Genomic DNA, 22,769 nt, shown 5'->3' with positions numbered 1-22,769 from the left:
AGCTACCAATTAATCAAAGCTGTGTTCTAAACAAAGCGTAAACCGACGATAATGCCCGAAGCGTATTGGACTTTAACTAGGTTTACAACAACGTTTGGGGCAATCTTAGCATCAGCCTCACTCGAGCACAGCTCTCGCCTTGCGAACGTGAGCGAGGATATAGCAAAGCATTGCTTTGTCCGAGCACAAGACGAGAGCTATGCTCAAGGTTAAGCATTGCTTTGCTTAATCCGTTCTCAGGGGCGGGTCTATTTTTTGTCACTATATTGTGACTTTCAATAATTAGGAGTTCTAACTTAGAATAACTAAGTGTCTAAAACTTCCCTGCATATTGCCTAAAAAATAACCGCCGCCAGTTCCATATTTGAATGTTCAACAGACCCTAAAACTTGATTAATCCGTAATCTTTAGTGAATAAACCTTATGGCAAACACGAAAAAGTCTATTTATTTTTATTTTTTAGTTACATGTGCTGCGTTTATTCTACTTCTTATAATAGTCATTGGTATATTATGGCTAAATAATAGTCAAACGTCCCACCCATTGCCCATTGACGTTATCAATATTAATGCTATTAAATTCAATGACTTTCATCGAGGGTGATTTATTGATAGAACTGCCTATAATGGTGATGATAAGATTAGTTTAAATAGCAAAACTTGCCGTAAATACCGCAAGCAGGTAAAATTTAGAACACAAATTAACAGCTCACACTTTAAAAAAGTATAAATTAATTGTTTCTTTGGTGCTTATAGCTCAACAGGATAGAGCAGTCGCCTCCTAAGCGATCGATCGGGGTTCGAGTCCCTGTAAGCACACCACTTTTTATACTTAGACAATTTAGTATTTCAAAAGGTTTATTTATCAATTTTGAACTTAGACCATTCATTACCCTATCTTTCAATAAATTATGATTAGTTCTTTTATTATTTTATATATCACTCCAAAATGAGCTAGGGCATTCCCCTATTTTTGATGGCTCAATGTTTCAAAAAGTGCTATAGTTATCTCTCATTTTAGATCGTTAGTGTACCCGTTTTACTATCTTAGCTCACTAAACAATCCAGTCAATTAAACCTTTTAAGTTTATGATTAAATTTAACTTTTTTACTGTTTATAGTTATACCTCTCATTAAGTTAAATAATGTTGTTGTATTTCCCCCCTATTCTTTAAGCTTTTATATTGAGCTATTAAAATTTAGACAATCAGGTCGTTTATGGCATTTGTACATATTGGTATTCATAGTGAGTTTTCAATTACAGACTCGATTATTCGCATCAAACCTTTGGTAAAAGCTGCCGCCGCTGACGGTCAAATGGCGTTGGCATTGACGGATCTATCTAATCTATATGCCACAGTTAAGTTTTATCGAGCGTGCTTGGGCGCCGGTATAAAGCCCATCATTGGTGCAGAGATTATACTTGATGACGAGTCTACTCGATTAACCTTATTGGCCATGAATAACGAAGGCTATAAAAGTATCACCCGTATTGTATCACTTGGATTCACTGAAGGGCGTATGAACCCCGATAATAGAGGAGTTCCTGTTGTTAACAAGCAACACATCTTAGACAACAATGAGGGGGTCATTGTATTATTCACCGAACATTCAGATGTGGGCCACGCTTTAACAGGTTCAAATCCACAACGTGGCTATCGGTTGATAGAGGAATACAAATCGACATTTGGTGATCGTTTATATTTTGCAATTAAGCGCACCAACCGCCCCGGTGAAGATGCATTTATCAAACAGTCAATATATGCAGGCAGTCAATACGCGATTCCTATTATTGCGCACAATGATGTTCGATTTTTAAAACAAGAAGATTTTGATGCTCATGAAGCGCGTGTTTGTATTGCAACCTCTTATGTATTAGCAGATCCAAATCGGCCCCGTAACTATTCAGACCAGCAGTATTTAAAAACTCAACAAGAGATGGTCGAGTTATTTTCTGACATACCTCAAGTGATAGAAAACACGGTCACACTCGCGCAGCGTTGCAACGTTAATTTAACCCTTGGTATTAACGTATTGCCTGAATTTCCGGTTCCAGAGGGCGAAACAGTCGAGTCTTTTTTTCGCTCAGAATCCAAACGTGGTCTTAATGCAAGGCTTGATAAACTTTACCCTGTAGAAGAACGTGACGATACCTGGCCTGAGATTCGTAAGCCCTACGATGAGCGTATAGAGCACGAGCTCAATATCATTTTAAAGATGGGATTCCCCGGTTACTTTTTAATCGTTATGGACTTTATTCGCTGGGCTAAAGCCAACGGTGTCCCTGTAGGTCCAGGACGTGGATCAGGTGCGGGATCATTAGTTGCTTATGCGCTTAATATTACTGATTTAGACCCGTTACATTACGATTTGCTGTTTGAGCGCTTCTTGAATCCTGAACGGGTGTCTATGCCCGACTTTGATATTGACTTTTGTATCGAAGGCCGTGATCGCGTTATTGAATATGTGGCCAGTCAGTATGGCCGAGAAGCGGTATCACAAATCATTACTTTTGGTACGATGGCCGCCAAAGCGGTGGTACGTGATGTGGCTCGCGTTCAGAGTAAATCCTACGGTTTGGCTGACAAAATCTCCAAACTTATTCCCAAAACGCCCGGTATCACCCTACAAGATGCGCTATTAGAGGAGCCTCAACTCAAAGATCTAATCTCCAATCCAGACAATATGGATTATGAAGATGCCAATGAGATTTGGGAGATGGCATTAAAGCTTGAAGGTATTACGCGTAACGTCGGTAAACATGCCGGCGGTGTATTGATTGCGCCTAATAAAATTACTGATTTTAGCGCTATTTATTGTGATGAAGAAGGTCACCGCGTTAGTCAATTTGATAAAGACGATGTTGAATCTGTAGGATTGGTCAAATTCGATTTTTTAGGTTTGCGTAACCTTACCGTTATCAATGCCGCTGTCAAAAATATTAACGAAAGACGTGCTCGTGAAAACCAGCCGCCCATAGAGCTTGAAGATTTACCGCTTGATGATCAAAATGCTTATAAACTTTTACAAGATGCCAAAACCACTGCGGTATTCCAATTAGAAAGCTCTGGCATGAAGAAATATCTGGCTAAGCTTAAACCAACTGATATCGAAGATGTGATCGCGATGTGTGCATTATACCGACCTGGTCCTTTAGATGCCGGCATGGTAGAGATGTATATTGACCGCAAGCATGGCCGTGAAAAGGTGGTATATGATCATCCAAACCTAGAGCCAATTTTAGAAAATACCAATGGCGTTATCGTCTATCAAGAACAGGTCATGCAGATCTCTCAGGTTATGGCTGGATATAGTCTAGGCGGGGCGGATATGCTGCGCCGCGCGATGGGTAAGAAAAAACCAGAAGAGATGGCCAAACAGCGCGATATCTTCGTATCGGGTTCTACCAATCAAGGCATCGATCCAGTGGTATCTGGGGGTGTTTTTGATTTGATGGAAAAGTTCGCCGGTTACGGTTTTAACAAATCACATTCTGCGGCATATGGGGTGTTGGCGTATCAAACTGCCTACCTAAAATACTATTATCCTGCCGAATTTATGGCGGCAGTGCTCACATCCGATATGAACAATACTGATAACGTGGTATTTTTCATCAATGACTGCCGTGAAAACTTTGATTTAACTGTAGACAACCCTTCGGTTAATCGAAGCGAATGGCATTTTGTAGCTGATAAACCTACTAATATTATTTATGGACTGGGCGCCATTAAAGGTGTGGGTGAAGGTGCAGTAGAGTCCATAGTACACGCAAGACAGATAGGCGGGCCATTTACTGATTTATACGACTTCTGTCGCCGTGTCGATATTAAAAAGGTCAATAAACGAACGTTGGAAGCATTGATCAAATCAGGATGTTTCGATGACTTTGCGATGACGCTGCGTCCTGATTTAGATACAGATCAGCATCATCAAATTCGCGGTGCTTTGATGAAGCAGCTGCCAAGTGCCGTACAAGCGGCCGAGCAGCAACGTCAAAATGATGAACTGGGGATGATGGACTTGTTCAGTGAAGTTGATAACGCGACCACTGCTCCCCCTCTCCCTACTGATGCTGATCTGATCTGGGGAGACAAACATCGTCTTAAAGCTGAAAAAGACACATTAGGGCTATATCTGACTGGACATCCCCTCGATCAGTATCGTAAAGAAGTGGCCATCTATACCAATAATGCCCGCTTAGATAGATTAGCGGACACAGGCTATAACGGTAGTACCATGTTTGCGGGTTTAATCATGGATATCGCAAACTTTGGCAACCGCTGCGTGATCACCCTCGACGACGGCACTGCACGACTTGAAGTCAGCTGCTATCCAGAACGCTTTAACCGTATCAAAGACAAGCTTAGAATAGATGAAGTGATTGTGATTAAAGGCGGTATTCGTGATAAGGATGGCAGAATATTCGCTCGGTTAGATAATGCTTATACGCTACTAGAATGTCGTCAGCGCTGGATCAAAAAAATCACCATTAAGATTCATACTCATGATGAGCAGTTGCTACACTCGATAGAGCCGCTACTAAAGACCGCTCAAGCAGATATTATTCCACGTCAAGATTCAGCGCTTATTGAATCCTCAAGTTTTGATGATGACATGGATGATGTCAACGGGCAAGATATGTCCAATGCCTATTACGAAAACGGTTACCAGAACAGTCATGAAAACGGTGCAGTGACGCCTGTTATGCACAATTACATGCCCGACAACGTACCTTCTAATATGAACCCAACTATAAATGATGGATGTATTCCACTATCACTGAATGTGTTCTGCGACTTTGCTATTGCTAATGTGGATCTCAATGAGGATTGGCGTATGTATCCTAGTGATGACAATCTAATGCAGCTCAGCACTATCGTGGCGGATGATCATTTGCACTTTCATTATTCATAATAGCGCTTGATTAGGGGCTGTATAACGTTTAAAACATAAATTATCTTAAGAACATTTAGATTAATTACCGCCAGCGCCTTGCTCTGACGCTGCGCTATTTTTGACGAGCATTAGCTTGGCGGTTTGTTTTAGTTTTTGCCATTCAAGATCGTCTACCTCAATACCTAAGTCCCAAGATTGTTGATGTCTATCAATGATGTCTTCTGCGCTTAAATATTTGGTATACCCTTGCACATACTTTTCAAGCTCAAAATTACTGGTTGATAACTCAATAATCATATCTTGTTCATTCATAGAAGATATTTGCTGATCGTATAGTAAATATAAATCTGGATAAATATTACCAAGCTTTAGTGCAAACAGTGTGTGTCTCGGATGGCTTCCATTATCCCACTTGGTGACATAAGCAATGCCTTTGGTTGCTATTCTTAATAATTCACCATAAGCAAGCCAGCGATTATGACAGTTTCTAAGCTTTAATTTGATATGCTGAAGCCCGCCGCTAGCAAAGTGCTCCAAAGCATAATCAAGAACTGCTGGCAGATGATAGGAGATGCTATTATTATGAAAATCAAAACTTAGGGTTAAAGTGGATGCCGTTGCTTTATCGTTATTGTTTGATACGACATCGTCGATAATATCGTTATTTAGAACATCAATCTCCACTTCAGTCTCTGTCTCATTAAATAGATAATCACTGGCATTATTAAAATGCATTACGCCATCCAAACCTGCCATTTGTAATTCTGCCACCATATTTGCAATCAGCTCACATTCACCATATTCATTGCGCGTCCCTATAAAGGCCTTTTGCACTAAATTTATAATTTCATTATGAGAGACGATCATGTTGTGCTCCATTCTCTAACAGTTAACGCTATGATGTAAAGACTTAGTCGCATGTATAAATATTATTAATCTAAAAATGTCTAGGGTCGGTTGAGTCTTATTTCAATTCAGGTAATAACGGAAACAGCCATTCTTCATCGTTAACTTCTTTAAAGGTTGGCGCGCCTTGGAATAAGGTAATTCTTACCCACCTATCCGATCTGGGATCGAACTTAGTGGCTCCAAATAAGGATAACTTGCAGCGTAGTAAATCGATTGGCAACGCCTCTTTATGCAGGACATTCATCTGAATATCGCCCATTTGTTTATTACCCATAGTCCATACTCTACGCGTAATGTATCTGTATTTTGGATGCTTGAGTATAAATTCCGACATTTTTTGATTCGGATCAACCTGCCTTAGCGATGCGTATAAATTTTGGGCTTGGCGACCTATATCTAATGCAAGTTCCTTTTCTACACCATCTTCACTCCCTCTAACGCCTAGTCTGGGTTCTTCTTTGTCCTCTGAGCGATACCAAAACCAGTATTTATTTTGAGGATCATCAAAATCTATGTTGATTGCCCATTGATATCGTGACTCTAACACCTCGATAACGTCAGCTACTTTTTTTCCAATCGGCATCTCCATTGTTTCATCGGCATTCATGTTATATTCAAATGCATCAACTTTATCGGGATACAGCTCTAGTAAACAGGCGATAAACACTTCTTGAGTTTCAAAACTTTTCGAATTTATGGCCTCAAGCATGTTAGCCCAAGAACCATAGCTTATGGTATTAAAATGATTAACTATATCACTCACCTCCTTGGATGCGATTTCATTCTTATACTTTTGCAGCTCGTTAATCGTAATCACTTCATTCAAATGCTTTGACGCTCTATTTAATAGTGACTTTAGGATATCGAGTTTAGATTCATCTATGTTAGTTTTAAGAACGGATGCCAATGCTTTTTCTCTAGTGCTCAGCCATTGATCGACGATACTGGGATGATTAATTAAATAAGGCGCCATACCTAGACCCGTTGCATTACCGACGCCTAAATATTGTTTTAGGCGTGGATCGAGTCCGACCGTTTTACACCCTCCTTTATTTCTAGCTAAAAATTCAACCCAGTCTATACTAAACTCTCTAAGTAAGTACACGGCGCACATCTGCGCGCTAAAAGACTGCCCGAAATCACTTGAGCTCTCTAAAGGTTTAAAATTATGAATTCCGAATTTGCCATTCCCGTATACGGCGGTAGTTCTTAAAATATAGCCAACTTGAGCCAGAACATTAGGATCGGGTTGAATGCCTTGGGCCAAACTATCCACCACGTGATTGAACACGCGCACACTTTTGTTAGCGCGAGCCAATACGATAACCTTATTGGTATTTCTGCCCGCTTCTTGCAGTGGTACGTTTTTTTCAAGTTGATGAAGCAGATCTTCAGGCACCTCGCCTTTTACCATACAAAACGTGACATCCCAGCGCTGTGCAATCACTCTATCGTTACGCTCCTCATCGGCGATATCATCACAAAATATCACGAGATGATAGATGCCGTTTTGAGTAGTTAATCTATATATGGCGTGACCCACACCTTCTGAGGTCAACCACCACCGCTGTAAGTTTAGTTGCCATTTTTCACGGTAGATTTTTCTAAGTAAGGTGCGAACAAAGCTCAGACGAGTTTGATGCATGGCGCCGAGTCTATCTGGACTCATAACGACACTCGGATCGCGTAGTTTTATAGACGCTTCGACCTTCTCTTTGTGAGCCTTATTAGTAGAGTCGTTAAAAGTCTCTTTTAAAGACTTACTTATAGACTTGTTTAAAAACTCATCGATACATGAAACCTGTGTATCCTCAGCATTGATAACATCAGCTTCAGTTGCACCGTTTATATTACTTGCAACGTTTTTATTATCTTTATCCTTATCTCTATCCTTAATACCATTAGCCATGCTTTATTCTCCTTCATCCATGATTTAGATATTTATAAAAATCTTAAAGCTCTCCTTGTTGTTGGTTGTAAAATTATGGCGTATGTTTGTCCATGGGCTCACTAGCTAATGGTTTAACTGTGGCTGATTCCGCTGGATGACTCTTATTAAGGGCACCATTATCGATGTGATCGGAAGTTAAATTGTTGTTCCTATCGATTATATTGTTGTTGCTATCGATTATATTGCTGTTTAATAGTCTCTCAGTCTCTAAGCTTTGAGTCAGCATACTATTGGGGCGGTATAAGTCTTGATCTTTTGCCATTTGTCTCGCTATTTGCGGCCCATTCCATAAGGCTGGAATCATAATAAAAGACACTGGCACCGCCGTAATCACAATGAATGATTGAAGTGCTGTAATACCACCAGAGCCAATTGAGATAAGTACAATAGCGGTCATACCCATCATAATACCCCAAAAGGTTCTAATAAGCGCATTTGGCTCACGCTCACCACTAATTACGACACTAATGGTATACGTCATTGAATCGCCAGTTGTGATAATAAAAACAGTCGTAAGAATTAAAAATAGAATGGACACGATCATAGGAAATGGTAACTGCTGAGTTATGGCCAGTAGCGCACCAGGCAGATTAAATCCTTCAAAGGCTGTACTTACACTTCCTGGATTTGCAATTTCAAAAGCAAGTCCACTTCCGCCTACTACCGTAAACCAAAAGCAGGTTACGACAGGTGCTACTAAGCAGACGGTGGTGATTAATTGTCTAATCGTGCGTCCGCGTGAAATACGCGCGATAAAGATTGCCATCATGGGGCCGTATCCTAAAAACCATCCCCAAAAAAACACCGTCCACCAACTAAGCCAGCCTTCATCTCCTCTAAAGGTCGCCATCGGTATAAAGTTGTCCACCATACTACCCAAACTCTGAATGTAACCATTAACGATAAAGTTACTAGGGCCAAATATAAGTATAAATACCATTAATGCTACTGCGAGCATGACATTAAAGCGGCTCAATAACTGCATGCCTCGAGTAAGTCCACTTATAGCTGACAAGGTATACATGGCTACGGCAAATAAAATGATGATAAGCTGTGTGGTGAACGTATCTGGTAAACCAAATAAAACATTGAACGCATAGCTAATTTGCAATCCTAAAAATCCAATTGGTCCGATAGTTCCAGCAGCCACGGCAACGATACAACAAGCATCAATAATTGCACCCGTCTGCCCTGTTAGCACACGATCTCCAAATACAGGATATAAAAAAGTACGCGGCTTAAGCGGTAGGCCTTTATCATAATGCAAATGCATAATAACTATTGCGGACAGACTACCTACAATAGCCCAAGCCAAAAACCCCCAATGCATGAATGATTGGGATAACGCATTAAATGCTTGCTGCTGAATATCAGCCGTTTCAGCAAATAAAGGCGGCGGCGTTACAAAATGAGCCAAAGGCTCTGCCGCTGCCCAAAAGACGCCCCCACCTGCTAATAGGGTGCAGAATAATATTGCCATCCATTTAAAGCTGTCCATCTCAGGTTTGGCCATATTGCCTAATATAACCCGTCCTGTTCGTCCCGCCCCAACAACCAAGGCAATAACAAACGTCGCTAACAATAAAATTTGCCAGACAGGACCGAAGAATTTAACAGTCCAGTTGAATCCTACTTCTACGATTTGAGCCAATAACTCTTGGTTAAAGACGGCTAGTAATACAAACATTAAAATAAATCCGCCGCTATACCATAAGGCCGGATTAGACAAGCCTAATGTGTCTTTATTAATGACGGTCTTATCGACAGCGCTGGTTCCATTGTTATTCGTCTTAGAATAAATTTCAGAGTCAACTTTAGAGTTATTTGGGGTGATATCCTTATCAGTCATTGTCTTATATCCTTATATGAATGTTATATTGACCTACAGGCACTTCATTTATAAAGATTCCTTCTCTACATAATGAAGCGGTTTTTACCTATTTTTATTTATATCGATGAGGCTTATTTAAGTTGTTGAGTTGAAATTATTAGGGTCAGTTTGGTTTTGAGTCTTTAATGACTGGTCAAGAAACGCATACCAGTTACCTCCAATAATTTGACCAGCTTCTACCTCATCAAACCCGACTCTTAGAAGTCCTTCATAAATATTGTGCATACCGTCTTTACCCGCAAACCAAGGTAGTGACTCTGGCCAGCCTGCGTTATTGGCAGACCCTTCGCCATAGTCTTTTTTCTTTGACCAGCGGCCATTACGCATCCATTCAAGCACAGAGACAGGTTGATTCAAACACAAGTCACTGCCTATCCCTAGTCCATCAACACCCACCATCTCTGCCGTTTTGGCAACCATGACACAAAAATCATTTAGCGTACAATCGCTACCATTAGGTAGGTGAAAAGGATATAAACTAAACCCCAGTAGTCCGCCTTTCGATATCAATGATTTGATGACCTCATTAGATTTGTTGCGTAGTGCATCATGGGCAAAAGATGGGTTGGCATGGCTAATACATATAGGACGTACAGATTGCTCAATGGCTTCAAGAGTTGAACGCTCAGCACTATGCGACATGTCAATAATCATTCCGACTCGGTTCATCTCTTTTATTACTTGCTCTCCAAAACGTGTAATTCCAGAGTCATGTTTTTCATAACATCCGGTCGCTAGCAAACTTTGATTGTTGTAAGTCAACTGCATGATACTTAAACCTAACTTTTTCATGACACTAATCAGTCCAATCTCATCATCGATTGGTGAGCAGTTTTGTGCGCCAAATATAATGCCGACTTTACACAAACGCTTGGCTGTATCGATGTCTTGAGCCGTATATATAGGCATGATGACATCCGCGTTTTGTTCAAAATGCAGCTCCCATTCGGCAAACCGAGTTAATGTCTCTCTTGCATTTTCGTGATAGACCAAAGTTGCATGAACGGCGTGAATGCCACTGGCCTGTAGCATCAAAAAATAGTCTCTATTCCAATTAGAGTATTGAAGTCCATCAATTACGATCTTATCTTCAAACATGGTTCTTCCTTGAGCTTCGCTTTATATATCTAGTGTTTATATATATCTAATGTTTCAATAAGCTTTTTGATAGGCGGTTTTAACAATGGTATAGAATTCTTTGGCGTATTGACCCTGTTCTCGAGGACCAAAGCTCGATGATTTGCGGCCACCAAAAGGCACATGGTAATCCGTGCCTGCTGTCGCTAGATTCACCATAACGCACCCCGCCTCGACTTTTTCTTTGAATAATGCACTATTGCGTAAACTTTGGGTAATAATGCCGCCCGTTAAACCAAATCGTGTGGCGTTAGTCATGGCAATCGCTTCATCAATATCGTCGCTAATACGAATAACAGACGCTAACGGTGCAAACACCTCTTCTTGGTTAATGTCCCAATCGTTTTTAGTATTTAGAAGTAAGGTAGGCGCCATATAATAGCCATCGTGTGGCATATCCAAACGCGTGCCACCACAAGCAACTTCTGCGCCCTGATTTTTAGTTTTGGCAACCCAATCTAAGTTAGATTTTAGTTGGGTATTATCTACCACTGGCCCCATAAATATGCCTTCTTCTAGCGCATGGCCTACTTTTAATGATTCAATTCGTTTGAGTAGTTTTTCAACATATTCATCATAAACACTATCCATCACCAATAAGCGAGACGATGCCGTGCATTTTTGACCAGATCCTGAGAATGACCCTGCAATAGAGGCGTCAATGGCAGTATTCATATCGGCATCATTGGCAATAACTAAGGCGTTTTTACTTCCCATTTCTAACTGACAACGTACGAAGTTGGGCGCAGTTGCGGCCGCTACTTTACGCCCTGTTTCAACCGATCCTGTAAAGCTGACGGCATCAATATCTGTGGCGTTAATGAGTGCATCGCCAATACCGCCGCCGCCGCCCAATACTAAATTGAACGTGCCAGCGGGCAAGCCATGCCTATGAATAATCTCGGTTAATGCAACCGCACTGGCTGGAGTTAAGTTGGCAGGCTTCCATATAACGCTATTACCGTATGCCAATGCAGGCGCAATCTTCCAAACCGCCGTTGCTGTAGGGAAATTCCATGGCGATATGATGGCGACAACACCGACCGCCTCTCTTGTTACTTCAACTTTAACGCCCTGGCGTACCGAATCAGCCAGATCACCCATTTGGCGTAACACCTCGGCTGCGTAATAATGAAAAAACTGACCTGAGCGATATATTTCACCGCGGCCTTCAGCAAAGGGCTTGCCCTCTTCTCTAGACAGTAAACGCCCTAACTCATCACATCGCGCTATTAACTCATCCCCGATGGACTGCAATATACTTTGCTTACGTTCCATAGGGACACTCGCCCATTCTGGCTGTGCACGGCGCGCAGCGTCTATTGCTTCTTGGACCTGAGACTCATCGGCTTGAGCAAAGTCACCTATTGTCTCGGTTATATCAGACGGGTTGATATTGGTTATGGTGTTCGACCCCTCCCGCCATTCACCATTGATGTATAAAGCATTGGTAGTGGGTAAGTTAGTCATAATGCGATCCTTGCGTCATCCAAAAGGTAAGTTGTTAATATATGTGGTTAAAATTCTGTTTAGGACTTATAGGCGTAATAAGAGTATAAGAAATTTCATAAAGCTCTTTCATATAACCTAGGTCTAAAAGTTTAGTAAATCAAAATCATTGGATACATTAAATTAGTTTTAATACTATTCTTTAGTTCCGCTATTAGGCACTGATGCATATATCACAAATTCTACGAGCATTTCTTCTCGCGCCAGTCCAGCTACAACTACTGCAGCTCTATTTGGATATGGCGCATTGAAGTAATCACTATAAATCTGATTGACCGTCGTCAAATATTCACGCTCAGTCACATAGATAAGTACTTGATTAATGGCATCCATAGTCACGCCAGCACAGTCGAGCGTATGTTCTAGATTTTTAAAGGTTTGACGCGTTTGTGCTTCAATACCCCCATCAACAACGGCGCCTGTATCATCAATCGGGATTTGCGAAGTATACAAAGTTCCGTTACTGACTACTGCCCATTCCAAAGGTGCTTTTGAAGCATATAATTGGGTTTGAATAGGCTGCTTTTGAACGTTTGCTTCATTCGCCAGATTAGTTTGCTTTGTCTGTTCAGTTTGTTTTGATTGTTCAGATTGTTTTAAAGAACTATTTGAAGTCATGAGGTTATCCATTTTCTTGAAGGTTTAGCAAGGCTATAAATAATTTTTCTTAATAGTTGTTCTTAATAGTTGTTTTTAAAGAAAGCTCTTAACATGAGCTCATAGATAGAGTTGAATGTAAGCTTGGGATTGATCAAATAAAATCTATTTATTAGCATTAAAACTAATTATGTGCATCAGATCATTTAAGACCATCATAGTGTATAAAATGAGTTCTATTTAATTTAGTTGAACACGTATTAAAGCTTATTTATAGTCAGCGAAATACTAAAGGGTTACGGTTTTAACCTCGCTCGCCCTACTATAGTAGTACTTGCACTCAATTGCCTTGTAGCCAATTTAGATTTCTTTGACTATATGCACCTATGATAAGTATTAAAATGTGATTTATCTAACAAATTAAATTATAATTATGATAGATAAAATCTATCAGTATATTTATAATAAATCTTATAGATATAGGTCTAAACAAAATCAAGATAGCCATTATGAATATAAAGCTGCAACAGCTGAGACATTTTTTATATGTCGTCCAAGAAGATGGATTTAGAGCGGCGGCTTCAAAAGCCAATCGATCGCAAGCAACTTTGTCATCCTCTATAAAAGCACTTGAGAATGAATTAGGCAGCATATTATTTGAAAGAGGTAATCATACAAAACTGACAACGTTTGGCCGCGCTTGCTTACCTAAAATACAGCGATTTATGGAAGTTTATAAAAACTTAGAATTAGACATAAGCACGGAAGCTTTAGGAAAAGTTGGTAAGATTCGGATTGCCACAGTGCCGTCATTAGCCACAAGATTGCTACCTAATGTTCTTCGAGAATATTCAAGATTATACCCAGATGTTGAAATTAGTATTGTGGATGACAATTCAGTAGGAGTCTGTAAACGCTTGCTGGCAGGTGAGGTGGATATCGCACTGGGTAACTTAAGCACACTCAATCAAGAGGAATTTGTATTTTCGTTATTACTTGAAGATGCCATCGGCGTGGTTTGTACCCAAGGGCATCGATTAGCGGCTTATAAAAAAGGGGTTGTTTGGCAAGAGTTAATGTCTGAATCCTTTATACTCAATGGTACGTGTCATCTACTTGACCATACGCCAGCGTATAAAATCAATCAAAACCCCCGTTATGAAGTTGCCAATATAACCTCTCTGTTTTCATTACTTCGTAATCAGTTAGGCGTTACCACATTACCAAAACTTGCATTTCCTGAGTATGATACTCAGTTAGTATGGATACCTTTACTCGAACCACTTGTTAAACGCCAAATTGGAATCTTTAGCGTAAAAGATAGAGCGTTATCGCCCCAAGCTCAGATATTTACAGAACTATGTGAAAGCTACGTGCAGACACTAAGCGATTAAAAGAAAGCCTTAAATTGAAAGCTAATAATCGTCCAAGATGGCTCGTAAAAGATTTAAGACATACCTAATTTATCAATACCTAAGACTTATTAACACCTAATAATAAACAATACTATGAGAAGTTATGACTGCGCCTAATGTAGAAAATCAAAACCAACCTTTATCTAATGAGAACTCGACTGCGTTACATGAACAACTCGGCCGCATTAGAATCATTATGGTCAATACGACCCTGCCTGCCAATATAGGTTCGGCTGCAAGGGCAATGTATACTATGGGTATAGAAGATCTGATGGTTGTAGACCCTGCACGTCCTATTGATGCAGACAGCGCCGCTCATGCGGCGGGTGCGCAGCACGTTCTAAATAATTGCAATATCGTAGATACTCTGGCAGAAGCTATTCAAGATTGTGAACTGGTATTTGCTGCCAGTAGTCGTCAACGCCATTTGCCGCGTCCTGTAGTCTCTCCCGATATGGCAGCTCAAATCATGATTTCAAGACCTTTGGATAGCTCTAACATAGCCATTATATTTGGGCGTGAAGACAGAGGATTAACTAATGATGAGCTTGCCTTAGCAGATTATCATATTCAAATTGATGCCAATCCTAACTATCCAGTACTCAACGTGGCATCTGCTATTCAAGTTATTTCAAGTTTTATTTATAGCCAGTTCTCGCATCAATTTAGCAATGTGTTAAATACGCCAAGCTCGCTAGCCATATCTAATACAGCATTGAATTCAACACCAGATAAAATTGCCGAGTCAAAGCAAATTGATGTGGTCATTCGTCAGATATGGGACACTCCCGCCATTAGTCATGAACAAAAAGCAGCTTTGGAAACTAGACTTATTGAACTAATGTATCAATTGGATCTTATCAAAAGCACCGATAACGATACGCTTAGAGAGCTACCCAGCCGACTTTTACGATTAATATCTAGGGTTCAACTCGATCAGAAGGAATATGAGATTATAAGTGCTATAATTGCTAAAATTAGTCGTAAACTTATCGATAAATAATGTAGATAATATACTCATATTTATTATTAAATAAAGGCGTATAATAAGATCTATCAATGTTTAGACCCTTTAAAACTCATAAAAAACATAAAAAATAATCCGCAAATGCGCCTAAGCTAACTTTTAAACTTAATCTATTATAAGACTGTGATATGAGACTCATTAAAGCCATTCAAAAAGCCAAGTTCTCATTACAAGAAGATATTGCTTCTGTATTTAATCGTGACCCCGCCGCGCGCAATAGTTTAGAAGTGTTATTGACCTACCCAGGTATACACGCGCTAATTATGCATCGAGGCGCACATTACTTATGGAACAAAGATTTTAAATTTTGCGCTCGCTCGCTTTCTTATGGTTCGCGCATGTTGACTGGTATTGAGATTCATCCTGCTGCACAGATTGGCAAACGGTTTTTTATCGATCATGGCATGGGTGTGGTGATAGGTGAAACCGCTCAAATAGGTAACGATGTTACCTTGTATCATGGCGTTACGCTTGGCGGTGTGTCGCTCGGAAATGGTAAACGTCATCCTACTTTAGAAGATGGTGTTATTGTTGGGGCAGGCGCCAAGGTACTTGGACCCTTTACCGTCGGTAAAAACGCTAAAATAGGCTCTAATGCTGTCGTGGTTAAGTCAGTACCTCAGGAAGCAACTATGGTCGGTAGTGCCGCACGTATGATCACCCAAACAAGTGAACCCCAAAGTTCTTCAAAAATGGATTTAATAAAAAACTCCTGCCCTGACGGTACCAGAACAGACAGCTTTAAAACAGATAACTTTAAAACAGACAGCTCTAAAACAGACAGTACTATTTCATATCGTACCCAAACAGATAAGACAAAGGCTACCTCGATACCGATTAAAGAACGTTTTGACTTTAGCGCTTACGGCCTAAACCCAAATTCAGAAGACCCTGTGGCTGAAGCTTTCGCAAAAATGCTCGATCACATTCAGCAATCAGAAATACGCATTAATGAACTACAAAAAGCTGTTTGTAGGCTTGACCCAAAGTTTAAGGCAACTGAATGCGACAAATTGACTTCAGAGGATTTGGACCTCATTAGAAACTCTTAGACCGCTTCAATTCTAATCATATAAGAGGGCTTAAAAGAATCGCAAACCTATAGAATTGAAATGATTTTAACCCATTTATACAAAAGCTTGCGCTTTGATGAGCTCTTTTATACCGACCCATTCATGATGCTTGAAAGGGTACCGCTCTAATATCGCTATCAGCTGATTATCCTCTCCTTTAAATGCTAAAACGTCTATATCTATGATAACCTGACGTACCTTAGGTGCTTTTATATGGTTAATAAAAACCTTTGTGTCTAATTTGCTAATAAGCTCGGCGGCATAATAATCATTTTGTATTCTTTTTTCTAAAACTTTAGTCGTTTTAACAAACTCCCCCAATTTTATGGCGTCATCACCTAAGTTATATATATTATTGAATTTATGAGTGTTTAGTATTAGAAATCCACATTGATTGGTATAATCTGGTTTTGGATTATCTGGTGTGGCCGTATAGTCTTGATTAACGAATTCAGATGACCATATTGTAAAATCTGAAATAGATTCAAGCTCCTCTCTTGCTCGCTTCAGATGCCGTTCAGTATTTGTATTACTTCCGAGTTCTATTAAGACCGCATGTGTAACCTGATCGCTTTGTTTGCTTAAAGACTTCAAAGCCGTGAAAGGCAGGTTTATTTGATAGGTATCAGAACTACTGCCCTTTATGCTAAGGTTAGTTTCGTTTGTTTCTAAAATTTTTTGACCACTCATCTAAGTGTGTCCTCAACCTATTCGTCTTTTTATATAATGGCTATCTTAATTAATGCATCGGTTTATCGAAATATAAAAAACGATGACTTTATAAAACCTCACCACCTGGAATCTTATTACCTATCACCTACTAACCTACTTACTACCTGCCTATCACCTGCTTACCTAGCAGCTACTTACCTAGCAGCTACTTATCTATAATTAAATTATCTAAAATTTGTAATGTAGAACCTACTTACTTAAAAATTACTTACTTAGAGTTTACTTATTCTGGTTTCCATGTCGACTACGTACAATCTGCACGGCAACCAAATCTGCTTCTTTAATAGCTGTCGGTTTACCGATGCTTATTTCAACCTCATCGGTTTCGTAATTTTCGATTATATTGTTTGCAATTAATACAGCCAAACGCTCTATAAGCATCGCTTTGGTGTCTTGGCACCATGCAGTTATATCATCGCATACCGCTTTATAATTAATCGTGTGTTCGATATTGTCAGTATTAGCTGCCTCATTAATGTCAGTTTTCATGGTCACATCGATAACTAATGGCTGGGTGATTGCGCGCTCCCAATCGTATACGCCAATGACAGCATCTACTTTGAGCCCTTTGATATATACCTTGTCCGAATGACGCATATAATTCTGCCTTATTTTATAGATTTGTTTGATCGTACATTTGTGCAATTAATTGAAAATCCGTTTGGCTTTATTTTTGTTTTTGATCAGTCCTTAATTTGAACCGTCATAAATTTGAACAGTAAGCAAATAGTCTTTAAGCGGATTTCGGTTTGTTTAATAGCTTACTCGGCCTATGCCGCCATAAATCAATACTAAACAATAACAATCCTATCCAAATTAAACCAAACACCATCAATCGCTTAGAATCAAAAGGTTCGTGATAATAGAATATGGCAACCAAAAATATAATCGTAGGTGTTAGATAATTCATAAAGCTAATAATACTAAAGGCGACCATCTTGGTTGATTTGTTGAATAATAATAGTGGTATCAATGTCACAGGTCCGGCCAGCATTAAGAACCATATGTTATTACTCCACCAAAATGAAAGGTTGGAGCTGACCACATCTGCAGTCATAAACCAGTAAATACAAATCGGTACTAATAGCGCCGTTTCTAAAAATAATGCATCTAGCGCTGTTAAAGGCGTTCTACGCTGCATCACCCCATACACACTGAACGAGCATGCCAAAATCAAAGAAACCCAAGGCAGACTACCTAACATCACCACTTGAATCAAAACCGAAGCCGCTGCAAAACCTACCGCTATCCATTGAAGCAGTCTTAGACGCTCTTTTAATACGATAAGTGACAGTAAAATACCCACTAATGGACTGATAAAATACCCTAAGCTGGCTTCTAAAATTTGATTGGCATTGACTGCCCACACGTAGGTCAACCAGTTCATGGCAATAATCAAACCAGATAAATAAGTAATCCAAATAAGTCTTGGATGACGTTTTAGAGTGTTTATCCAATCCCAGCGTTTACTAATAGTCAGTACAATCAGTAAGCATATAAATGTCCAAACAATACGATGCCCTATAATCTCGACAGCATTGTATTGGCTTAACTGTTTAAAATAAAATGGAAATGAACCCCATATCGAAAAAGCAGCTAAAGCAGTCAAAACCCCTTTGGTTGTCGTTTGGATCATAGCGGGTTTGGCCTTAGTAGTCATACCCTGTTTTGAAAGAGTGCTTTTAGAAGGATGGTTTGACATATAGGTATTCCACAATTATACGGCTAAGAATAGTCATCGAACTACTATACGGTTACAATGTTAACCTCGTTAAACCTTCATGAATGGTAATTGCACTCGGTTGCCTTGTAACTATTTTAGACTTCTTTGACTATAGTGCGATGACTTTACCTTTCGTTGACTATCATTAAATCATTGTTCCATTTTAAATAATAAATAAAGCCACCCTCTTATGGATGGCTGCTTAATATATTAAGTTATTAAGAGTGTGAACAGTATCAAATAATTAATTAGATTTAGTAGCGATATTCATACCAATTCGATTTGCTAACTCTGCAAACTTTGGGAAGCTCGTATTCACTGTCTCAACTCCATTAATGGTAATGGTGTCATTGGCTCTTAAGCTTGCAATTGAAAAACTCATGGCTATACGATGATCATGGTGTGAATAAATATCCCCACCACCAAATATAGCATCATGCGATTCCTCATTACCTTTACCTTCGATAATAATACCATCGTCCGTTACGGTACATTCTATGCCTAATTGAATCAAACCTTCTGCCATTACCGCAATTCTATCCGACTCTTTAACTCTGAGCTCTGCTGCGCCAGTTAATACAGTTTGACCTTGTGCACAGCTGGCCGCTACAAACATCACGGGGAACTCATCAATAGCCAATGGCACTAAATGCTCTGGAATCTCAATACCTTTAAGCGGTGCAGACTTTATGGTGATATCGGCAACAGGCTCACCCCCAACGAAGGTTTCATTAGTGAGTGATATATCCGCACCCATAAGTTTTAAAATATCTATCACGCCTGTGCGCGTCGGGTTCATGCCTACTTTTTCAATGGTAATCTCAGCATCTTTCGCGATAGATGCTCCAACCATAAAGAAGGCAGCTGATGATATGTCTGCAGGAACGGCTATGTCGCAGGCTGTGAGCTTCCCACCACCTGACACACTAATTTTATTGCCATCGACATCCACATCATATCCAAACGCTTGTAGCATGCGTTCAGTATGGTCTCGCGTAATTTCAGGTTGAATGACGGTGGTTGTACCCTCAGCCCATAATCCTGCAAGTATTAAACAAGATTTAATTTGTGCTGAAGCCACAGGCATGGTGTAAGTGATACCATTTAGCGTGGTGCCTCGCTTATCACTACCTGTGATACTAACTGGTGCCGTGCCACGCTCTCCAGTAGTTTGCAATGAAGCTCCCATTAGACGCAGCGGCTTAGCTACTCGCTCCATAGGGCGTTTTGACAAGCTGGCATCTCCAGTTAGTACACTGTCAAAGGTCTGTGCTGATAAGATACCAGATAAAAGACGCATGGTAGTGCCAGAATTACCCATATATAGAGGGGTTCGACTAGGCTTTAATCCATTAATTCCCACACCGTGTATGGTTACTTCGCCATTTTCAGGACCTTCGATGGTCACCCCCATGTCTCTAAAAGCCTGCAGCGTTGCCAGTGCGTCTTCACCTTCTAAAAAGCCGCTTACTTTGGTAATGCCTTCCGCTAAGCTACCAAACATAATACTACGATGAGATATCGACTTATCGCCAGGGACTTTAATGCAGCCTTTTATGGTCGTAGATGGTGTGATGATGAACGAACTTGAAGGGGTAGTAGTCATATATTTATCCGTGGTCGAATGCTCTGATAGTATTTTGGTATAAGGGGTGCTGGTTAACATATGATCAAAATGCTGCCTTGCAGATTGCGAGCGACCTAGTAAGCCAAGAAGCTTAGTTGAATCTTCTTGCTCTATCATGAGCCGCATTTTAGATAGGTAGTCGCTGTATTCATCTAATGCATGTAGCAATGAAGATTTGTTAGCAATAAAGATATCATGCCACATCATAGGGTCACTGGCTGCAATGCGGGTAAAGTCTCTAAACCCGCCCGCGGCATAACGGAATATGTCCATATTATCGTCGTGACTTGAGAGCTGCTCAACTAGATTAAAGGCCAATAAGTGAGGTAGATGACTGGTATAAGCCAATACCGCATCGTGATGCTCGACATCCATTTTCATGACGGTAGCGCCCACAGCTTCCCACAAGGCACTGACCTTATCAATTGAGACTATATTGGTACTGTCTAATTCACACACAATTACTTTATGATTTTCAAAAAGTGTGGCAACCCTTGCGGTGTAACTAGAACGCTCTGCCCCTGCTATTGGGTGCGCTGGCACAAAGGTTTCTGGTAATTCGCCGAAAATATCCTTTGCTGACTTAACCACATTTTGCTTGGTACTACTCACATCAGTAATAATGCAAGTGTCATTTAGTAGACCTTGTTGTTTTACAGAGTGTATTTTTTTAAAGATAGAGCTGACTGCTTTGACAGGAACGGCAATAACAATACAATCACTGCCTTGAACCACCTCGCTTAATTTATCGCCACCAGTATCAATTACTTTATCTTCTATAGCAGCCTCAATGCTAGGCTTATGATTATCTACTGCGACGAGGCGCGCGGCTAGGCCTCTATCTTTAATTGCCTGTGCAAGGCTTGCACCTATTAGTCCTAAACCGACAATACAAACCTGTTCAAAAAGCATATCTTTCTATCTTCCTAATAACCTAAATCGGGTAGCGCTAAAAACGTATAATTTAATAACATCTTCCACTATCATAACCATATCGTTAAGACTATAACTCAAATATAAAAACCAAGATATCTAAAGGTCTAGGCTTTAAAAGTCTATACAATACGAAAGATAAACAATGAACATTTAAAATGATTCTAAGGTATCTCTCAATGTGTCTATCAATCGCGTGTTATCTTCGGGACTCCCAACAGTAATACGTAGCCATTCATCCAACCCATAGTCATTTAGAGGTCGTACAATGATGCCTTGTTTGAGTAGTGCGTCGTATATACCTTGTGCATCACCGACGTTCACCATCACAAAGTTAGCCGCTGATGGCACAAAACCAAGACCCAAGGCATCAAATTGCTTACATATCCAGCGTCTCTGACCCTCATTAAGCTCAATAGTCTGCTCTATAAATAGCTGATCTTCTATTGCCGATGTTGCCGCCGCTTGAGCAAGCAAGCTGACATTAAAGGGCTGCCTGATACGATTGATAACCTTAGCAATCTCGATATGACATATTGCATATCCAACTCGCAAGCCCGCTAATCCATATGCTTTAGAGAAGGTTCGTACTATAATAAGATTATCAAACTCATCAACGAGCGCACTATTATTCTCATCAAACGCATATTCTATATACGATTCATCTATTACCACTAAGACATGTTCTGGTACGGTTTTAACGAACTGATAGATGTCATCTTTGGATAGAAGTGTCCCAGTAGGATTGTTAGGATTTGCGATAAACACCATGCGCGCATTCGATGTGTTTTGAACAGCATCTTGCATTGCTTCAAGATCATGTCCATACCGCTCTGCAGGGACTTCAACACCCTCTGCGCCGAGCTTTTTAGTCAACGTTTTATAAGTATTGAACGAATATTGACTATAAATAATGGCATCATTATTACTCACAAATGTAGTTGCAATAATGTGCAGTAAATCATTAGAGCCATTACCTAAAGTGAGCTGATTTAACTTTTTACCGGTTAATTTAGAAATGGCGGCTTTAAGCTCTACCGCTTTGGAATCAGGATATCTTGAAAGCTTACCAAGCTTCTCTGTGATAGCGAGGGTCACATAGGGTGAACAGCCTAAAGGATTGACATTGGTAGCCAGCTTTAAAACATCGCTTAACTCATAATCTCGCGCCAACTCTTCGACTTGTTTGTCAGATTCATAAGCTTGTAGCTCTAAAATACTGAGATAAGCAGGTGTAGCAAATGTTTTTTGACTCATAGTATTACCTAATTTATTCAAACCCAATTAATCCATTAATTGTAATATAGCTAAAATTCTAAGAATAGCTGTTAAATGAGATGGATAGTAAAT

16 protein-coding genes and 1 tRNA gene are annotated in these 22,769 nt (G+C 40.0%); 5 read left to right on the top strand and 12 right to left on the bottom strand.

Going from position 1 to position 22,769, the window contains the following annotated elements:
- Positions 1 to 82 precede the first annotated feature (82 nt).
- On the bottom strand, positions 83 to 262 hold the full coding sequence (locus tag AC2SLP_RS04545) for a hypothetical protein (protein WP_486535452.1): 180 nt from the start codon (positions 260 to 262) through the stop codon (positions 83 to 85).
- Between the two features lie 483 nt (positions 263 to 745).
- Between AC2SLP_RS04545 and AC2SLP_RS04540 the strand changes: the two genes are divergently transcribed.
- Together AC2SLP_RS04540 and dnaE are read left to right on the top strand one after the other, a co-directional pair.
- Positions 746 to 821: transfer RNA gene (locus AC2SLP_RS04540), tRNA-Arg, on the top strand.
- A gap of 396 nt (positions 822 to 1,217) precedes the next feature.
- Positions 1,218 to 4,913, top strand: a complete 3,696-nt coding sequence (gene dnaE, locus AC2SLP_RS04535; RefSeq protein ID WP_486535451.1) for a DNA polymerase III subunit alpha — start codon at positions 1,218 to 1,220, stop codon at positions 4,911 to 4,913.
- 60 nt (positions 4,914 to 4,973) lie between these two features.
- On the opposite strand, the gene AC2SLP_RS04530 is transcribed toward dnaE, so the two are convergent.
- From AC2SLP_RS04530 to AC2SLP_RS04505, 6 genes are all read right to left on the bottom strand, one after another.
- Positions 4,974 to 5,762 carry a DUF3726 domain-containing protein gene (locus AC2SLP_RS04530; protein ID WP_486535450.1) on the bottom strand — a complete coding sequence of 263 codons (789 nt, stop codon included), beginning with the start codon at positions 5,760 to 5,762 and terminating at the stop codon, positions 4,974 to 4,976.
- A 97-nt stretch (positions 5,763 to 5,859) separates the two neighbouring features.
- Positions 5,860 to 7,713 (bottom strand): hypothetical protein, encoded by a 1,854-nt coding sequence (locus AC2SLP_RS04525; protein WP_486535449.1) that lies wholly within the window; start codon positions 7,711 to 7,713, stop codon positions 5,860 to 5,862.
- Between the two features lie 73 nt (positions 7,714 to 7,786).
- Positions 7,787 to 9,604: a BCCT family transporter gene (locus AC2SLP_RS04520; RefSeq protein WP_486535448.1), complete on the bottom strand. Its 1,818-nt coding sequence runs from the start codon at positions 9,602 to 9,604 to the stop codon at positions 7,787 to 7,789.
- Positions 9,605 to 9,721: 117 nt separating this feature from the next.
- A complete protein-coding gene (locus AC2SLP_RS04515) occupies positions 9,722 to 10,744 on the bottom strand; it encodes a membrane dipeptidase (RefSeq protein ID WP_486535447.1) in 1,023 nt (340 codons plus the stop codon).
- Between the two features lie 54 nt (positions 10,745 to 10,798).
- Positions 10,799 to 12,253 (bottom strand): aldehyde dehydrogenase family protein, encoded by a 1,455-nt coding sequence (locus AC2SLP_RS04510; RefSeq protein ID WP_486535446.1) that lies wholly within the window; start codon positions 12,251 to 12,253, stop codon positions 10,799 to 10,801.
- A 174-nt stretch (positions 12,254 to 12,427) separates the two neighbouring features.
- Positions 12,428 to 12,910: a RidA family protein gene (locus AC2SLP_RS04505; protein WP_486535445.1), complete on the bottom strand. Its 483-nt coding sequence runs from the start codon at positions 12,908 to 12,910 to the stop codon at positions 12,428 to 12,430.
- Between the two features lie 488 nt (positions 12,911 to 13,398).
- Between AC2SLP_RS04505 and AC2SLP_RS04500 the strand changes: the two genes are divergently transcribed.
- From AC2SLP_RS04500 to cysE, 3 genes are all read left to right on the top strand, one after another.
- The gene (locus tag AC2SLP_RS04500; RefSeq protein ID WP_486535444.1) at positions 13,399 to 14,283 is read left to right on the top strand and encodes a LysR substrate-binding domain-containing protein; all 885 of its coding nucleotides are present in this window, start codon (positions 13,399 to 13,401) and stop codon (positions 14,281 to 14,283) included.
- 124 nt (positions 14,284 to 14,407) lie between these two features.
- Positions 14,408 to 15,307 carry an RNA methyltransferase gene (locus AC2SLP_RS04495; protein ID WP_486535443.1) on the top strand — a complete coding sequence of 300 codons (900 nt, stop codon included), beginning with the start codon at positions 14,408 to 14,410 and terminating at the stop codon, positions 15,305 to 15,307.
- 152 nt (positions 15,308 to 15,459) lie between these two features.
- The gene (gene cysE, locus AC2SLP_RS04490) at positions 15,460 to 16,383 is read left to right on the top strand and encodes a serine O-acetyltransferase (protein ID WP_486535442.1); all 924 of its coding nucleotides are present in this window, start codon (positions 15,460 to 15,462) and stop codon (positions 16,381 to 16,383) included.
- Positions 16,384 to 16,458: 75 nt separating this feature from the next.
- On the opposite strand, the gene AC2SLP_RS04485 is transcribed toward cysE, so the two are convergent.
- The 5 genes from AC2SLP_RS04485 to hisC all read right to left on the bottom strand — a co-directional run bounded on the left by AC2SLP_RS04485 (position 16,459) and on the right by hisC (position 22,676).
- On the bottom strand, positions 16,459 to 17,094 hold the full coding sequence (locus AC2SLP_RS04485; protein ID WP_486535441.1) for a hypothetical protein: 636 nt from the start codon (positions 17,092 to 17,094) through the stop codon (positions 16,459 to 16,461).
- A 261-nt stretch (positions 17,095 to 17,355) separates the two neighbouring features.
- Positions 17,356 to 17,733 (bottom strand): dihydroneopterin aldolase, encoded by a 378-nt coding sequence (gene folB, locus AC2SLP_RS04480; protein WP_486535440.1) that lies wholly within the window; start codon positions 17,731 to 17,733, stop codon positions 17,356 to 17,358.
- Positions 17,734 to 17,869: 136 nt separating this feature from the next.
- The gene (gene rarD, locus AC2SLP_RS04475) at positions 17,870 to 18,796 is read right to left on the bottom strand and encodes an EamA family transporter RarD (protein ID WP_486535536.1); all 927 of its coding nucleotides are present in this window, start codon (positions 18,794 to 18,796) and stop codon (positions 17,870 to 17,872) included.
- A gap of 307 nt (positions 18,797 to 19,103) precedes the next feature.
- Entirely contained in the window at positions 19,104 to 21,398 is a 2,295-nt protein-coding gene (locus tag AC2SLP_RS04470) for a bifunctional prephenate dehydrogenase/3-phosphoshikimate 1-carboxyvinyltransferase (protein ID WP_486535439.1), read from the bottom strand.
- A gap of 174 nt (positions 21,399 to 21,572) precedes the next feature.
- Positions 21,573 to 22,676 (bottom strand): histidinol-phosphate transaminase, encoded by a 1,104-nt coding sequence (gene hisC, locus AC2SLP_RS04465; protein ID WP_486535438.1) that lies wholly within the window; start codon positions 22,674 to 22,676, stop codon positions 21,573 to 21,575.
- Positions 22,677 to 22,769 lie beyond the last annotated feature (93 nt).

This window comes from Psychrobacter sp. CX21, from assembly GCF_057396255.1.
The sequence above is the reverse complement of the archived record's forward strand: the minus strand, read 5'-3'. Positions and strand labels throughout refer to the sequence as shown.